This is a genomic window from Massilia phosphatilytica, from assembly GCF_977014125.1.
In genome coordinates this window covers 1-4,563 of sequence record NZ_CDRNIL010000076.1, presented here as the reverse complement: position 1 = coordinate 4,563, position 4,563 = coordinate 1, and the positions used below count along the sequence as shown (strand labels likewise).

The 4,563-nt window shown below is 63.9% G+C and carries 2 protein-coding genes and 3 pseudogenes; 1 reads left to right on the top strand and 4 read right to left on the bottom strand.

What is annotated here, in order from left to right:
* Nucleotides 1–138: 138 nt before the first annotated feature.
* From trpD to ACWNCF_RS02700, 4 genes and pseudogenes are all read right to left on the bottom strand, one after another.
* The gene (gene trpD, locus ACWNCF_RS02715) at nt 139–1,173 is read right to left on the bottom strand and encodes an anthranilate phosphoribosyltransferase (RefSeq protein ID WP_449405926.1); all 1,035 of its coding nucleotides are present in this window, start codon (nt 1,171–1,173) and stop codon (nt 139–141) included.
* 160 nt (nt 1,174–1,333) lie between these two features.
* Nucleotides 1,334–1,897, bottom strand: a complete 564-nt coding sequence (locus tag ACWNCF_RS02710) for an anthranilate synthase component II (protein WP_449405925.1) — start codon at nt 1,895–1,897, stop codon at nt 1,334–1,336.
* Nucleotide 1,898: 1 nt separating this feature from the next.
* Nucleotides 1,899–3,395, bottom strand: a pseudogene (gene trpE, locus ACWNCF_RS02705) (anthranilate synthase component I).
* Between the two features lie 203 nt (nt 3,396–3,598).
* Nucleotides 3,599–3,754, bottom strand: a pseudogene (locus ACWNCF_RS02700) (phosphoglycolate phosphatase); the annotation flags it as partial.
* Between the two features lie 113 nt (nt 3,755–3,867).
* Between ACWNCF_RS02700 and ACWNCF_RS02695 the strand changes: the two are divergent.
* Nucleotides 3,868–4,428, top strand: a pseudogene (locus ACWNCF_RS02695) (aminodeoxychorismate/anthranilate synthase component II).
* Nucleotides 4,429–4,563 lie beyond the last annotated feature (135 nt).

The window sequence follows — 4,563 nt, the reverse complement described above, 5'->3', positions numbered from 1 at the left end:
TGTCCTGCTTCGTTCAGTTACGTATTGCTAAGGTTAAAACGGAGGAGTTAGTTGGATGATCCAGCACCTTGTTCAGCAGCAGGCCGCTGGTGACGAACAGCCAGATCATGGATACCTGACAGCGGGATGCCGAACATGTCAGTTCACCGCGCCCAGCTGGCGCGTGACGCTCACGAACTGGTCGAGCTTCGCGAGCGCCGCGCCCGACGCGATCGCGGTGCGCGCGCGCTGCAGGCCGTCCTCGATGGACGCGGCCACGCCGGCCGCGTACAGCGCGGTGCCCGCGTTCAGCGCGACGATGTCGTGCGCCGGACCCGGTTCGCCGCGCAGCGCTTCCATGATCCTGGTCTTCGATTCGGCCGCGTCGGCCACCTTCAGGTTGCGGCTGGCGATCATCGCGAGGCCGTAGTCTTCCGGGTGGATCTCGTATTCGCGGATCTCGCCGTTGACCAGTTCACCGACCATCGTGCCGGCGCCCAGCGAGACTTCGTCCATGTTGTCGCGGCCCCAGACGACCAGCGCATGCTGGGCGCCGAGGCGTTGCAGCACGCGCACCTGGATGCCGACGAGGTCCGGGTGGAACACGCCCATCAGGATGTTCGGCGCGCCGGCCGGATTCGTCAGCGGTCCCAGGATGTTGAAGATGCTGCGCACGCCCATCTCGCGCCGGACCGCCGCGACATTCTTCATGGCGCTGTGATGGTTCGGCGCGAACATGAAGCCGATGCCGGTCTGCGCGATCGACTGGGCGATCTGCTCGGGTTTCAGGTCGATGTGGGCGCCCAGCGATTCGATCACGTCGGCGCTGCCGGACGACGACGACACGCTGCGTCCGCCGTGCTTGGCGACGCGCGCGCCGGCGGCGGCGGCGACGAACATCGACGCCGTCGAGATATTGAAAGTGTGCGCACCGTCGCCGCCGGTGCCGACGATGTCGACGAGGTGCGTCGTGTCGGCCATCGGGACCTTGGTCGAGAATTCGCGCATCACCTGGGCGGCGGCGGTGATCTCGCCGATGGTTTCCTTCTTCACGCGCAGGCCCATGGTCAGCGCGGCGACCATCGTCGGCGAGATCTCGCCGGACATGATTCTCCGGAAGAGATGCAGCATCTCGTCGTGGAAGATTTCGCGGTGTTCGATGCAGCGGAGGAGGGCTTCTTGAGGGGTGATCATGGCAGGTCCAGTTCTTGGAAATCGGTTGTCGCCACGCGGCCGTCGCACGTCGCCCCGCGCAGGCGGGGGCCCAATTACTGTGCGGCGTGCACATTAACTTGGGTTCCCGCCAAGGCGACCGGCCAGGTCGGGAACGACGTCGGCAAGCGTTCGGCTACGTTCAGCGCTCGAGGAAGTTCTTCAGCATCGCATGGCCGTGCTCCGACAGGATCGACTCGGGGTGGAACTGCACGCCCTCGATGTCGAATTCCTTGTGGCGCACGCCCATGATCTCGCCATCGTCCGTCCATGCCGTCACCTCCAGGCACGCCGGCAGCGACGCGCGCTCGATCGCCAGCGAGTGGTAGCGGATCACGGTGAAGGGGCTTGGCAGGCCCTTGAACACGCCTTCGCCGATGTGCGCGATCTTCGACGTCTTGCCGTGCATGACCTGCTTGGCGCGGATGATCCTGCCGCCGAACGCTTCGCCGATCGCCTGGTGGCCCAGGCACACGCCGAGGATCGGCTTCTTCCCTTTGAATTCGCGCAGCACGTCCACCGACACGCCGGCATCCTTCGGCGACTTCGGGCCCGGCGAGATGCAGATGCGGTCCGGGTTCAGGTCCGCGATCTGCTCGAGGGTGATCTCGTCGTTGCGCACGGTGTGCACATCCTCGCCCAGTTCGCCGAAGTACTGCACGATGTTGTAGGTGAACGAGTCGTAGTTGTCGATCATGAGCAGCATGTCAGATCTCCCCATCCAGTCCGTCTTGCACTTGCTCGGCCGCGCGCAGCACGGCGCGCGCCTTGTGTTCCGTTTCCAGCCATTCCATCTCGGGGATGGAATCGGCCACGATGCCCGCCGACGCCTGCACGTACAGGTTGCCGTCCTTGATGACGCCCGTGCGGATCGCGATCGCCACGTCCATCTCGCCGCCGAACGACAGGTAGCCGCAGGCGCCGCCGTAGATGCCGCGCATCACGGGTTCGAGCTCATCAATGACTTCCATCGCGCGCACTTTCGGCGCACCGGTCAGGGTGCCGGCCGGGAAGGTGGCGCGCAGCACGTCCAGGTTCGACATGCCGTCCTTCAGCGTGCCTTCCACGTTCGAGACGATGTGCTGCACGTGCGAGTACTTCTCGATCACCATCTGGTCCGTGACTTTCACGCTGCCCGTCCTGGCGATGCGGCCGATGTCGTTGCGGGCCAGGTCGATCAGCATCACATGTTCCGCCACTTCCTTCGGGTCGTGCAGCAGTTCGTGCGCCAGTTCGGCGTCGCGCTCCGGCGTCGAACCGCGCGGGCGGGTGCCGGCGATGGGACGCAGCGTGACCTTGCGGCCGACGGCGGCATCCTTCTCGTTGCGCACCAGGATCTCGGGCGAGGAGCCCACGATCTGCATGTCGCCGAAGTTGTAGTAGTACATGTACGGCGACGGGTTCAGCGAGCGCAGGGAGCGGTACAGCGACAGCGGCGAATCCACGTACGGCTTGCGGATGCGCTGGCCGATCTGCACCTGCATCAGGTCGCCCGCCATCACGTATTCTTTCGCGACGGCGACCGCCTTCAGGTAGTCTTCCTTGCTGAAGTCGCGCACGGCCTCGGTGCGCACGGAGCTCGACGTCACCGGCGCGTCCACGCTCCGGCGCAGCATCATGCGCAAGTCCTTCAGGCGCTGGCGGCTCTTGTTGTAGGCCTCGGGCTGGGACGGATCGGCATACACGATCAGGTACAGCTTGCCCGACAGGTTGTCGATCACCGCCAGCTCTTCCGTCACCATCAGCTGGATTTCCGGCAGGTCGAGTTCATCGCGCGGCGCCGTGTGCGCCAGCTTCTTCTCGATGTGGCGCACGGTGTCGTAGCCGAAGTAGCCGGCCAGGCCGCCGCAGAAGCGCGGCAGGCCGGGGCGCAGCGCGACCTTGAAGCGCGCCTGATAGGCCTCGATGAAGTCGAGCGGATTGCCTTCGTGCGTCTCGATGACTTCCCCGTTCTTCTCGACCGTCGTGACGTTGCCGCGCGTGCGCAGCAAGGTCTTCAGCCGGCAGGCCGATGAAGGAAGTAGCAGAACCGTTCGCCGCCGACCACCGACTCGAGCAGGAACGTGTTCTTGCCGGCGTCCTGGCTCTGGGCCAGCTTCAGGTACAGCGTGAGCGGGGTTTCGAGATCGGCAAATGCTTCCGCGATGCAGGGGAATACGGTTATAGCCTTGCGTGGCGAGCGATTTGAATTCGAGTTCGGTCATGCTTTTCTCCGGGCCGCCCGCAGGAAGGGGAACGGGCGGCGATTTCTTCAAAAAACCTGCCGGTTTCAATGTGCACGAGGCGTGCACCGGCAGCAATCAGCTTGGGTCAGTTGGACCAGGATTGCCAGCGTCGCCACAGCCAGGCCTCATGGGCACCGGTTGGGTTGACGATGTGCTTTGGCGAAAAACATGGAGTCGATGGTTTAGGAGTTGGCTTTGTTATGAGCGCTGATCAGTTCAGCCGCTTCAAGTAGCGAACCGACTATACCATCGGAATTAATAGTTTGCACAGGTTTTCCGTGGTTGTAGCCATACGGACCGACAGCGCCGAAGCAACCGGCCGCGCGCGCGGCTTCGGCGGGCATCGTGGCCGATTCCATCCCGAGATGGAATGGCTGGAAACGGAACACAAGGCGCGCGCCGTGCTGCGCGGCCGAGCAAGTGCAAGACGGACTGGATGGGGAGATCTGACATGCTGCTCATGATCGACAACTACGACTCGTTCACCTACAACATCGTGCAGTACTTCGGCGAACTGGGCGAGGATGTGCACACCGTGCGCAACGACGAGATCACCCTCGAGCAGATCGCGGACCTGAACCCGGACCGCATCTGCATCTCGCCGGGCCCGAAGTCGCCGAAGGATCGCGGCGTGTCGGTGGACGTGCTGCGCGAATTCGAAGGGAAGAAGCCGATCCTCGGCGTGTGCCTGGGCCGCCGGCGATCGGCGAAGCGTTCGGCGGCAGGATCATCCGCGCCAAGCAGGTCATGCACGGCAAGACGTCGAAGATGCGCACATCGGCGAAGGCGTGTTCAAGGGCCTGCCAAGCCCCTTCACCGTGATCCGCTACCACTCGCTGGCGATCGAGCGCGCGTCGCTGCCGGCGTGCCTGGAGGTGACGGCATGGACGGACGATGGCGAGATCATGGGCGTGCGCCACAAGGAATTCGACATCGAGGGCGTGCAGTTCCGCCCCAGTCGATCCTGTCGGAGCACGGCCATGCGATGCTGAAGAACTTCCTCGAGCGCTGAACGTAGCCGAACGCTTGCAAGTCGTTCCCGACCTGGCCGGTCGCCTGGCGGGAACCCTGAGGTTGATGCCTGCACAGTCATTGGGAGGTGCTGGATCATCCAACTAACTCCTCCGTTTTAACCTTAGCAATACGT